Source organism: Belnapia arida (assembly GCF_016773205.1).
GTDB lineage: Bacteria > Pseudomonadota > Alphaproteobacteria > Acetobacterales > Acetobacteraceae > Belnapia > Belnapia arida.
The window spans coordinates 1-235 of record NZ_JAETWB010000229.1; the positions used below are offsets into that span (position 1 = coordinate 1).

The following is a 235-nucleotide window of genomic DNA, read 5'->3' on the forward strand; positions in this document are numbered from 1 at the left end:
GGCGACCCACGTCAGTTTGGCTCCGGGCGGCAGTTTGCCGCCTGGCTGGGGCTGGTACCGCAGCAGAGGTCGAGCGGTGGCAAGGAGCGGCTCGGGGGCATCAGCAAGAGAGGCGATGGCTACATCCGCCGCCTGCTGGTCCACGGCGCGCGAGCGGCCGTCGGCTGGCGCAAGCGGGCAGCTGATAGCTCGACCGGCTGGGTTGACCGCCTGCTGGAGCGACGGCCGGTGAACG

General features: G+C 71.5%; 1 protein-coding gene. It reads left to right on the forward strand.

The features are described from left to right. Positions 1–235: transposase (locus JMJ56_RS36355; RefSeq protein ID WP_236039100.1), on the forward strand; the 235-nt coding region annotated here is incomplete at both ends.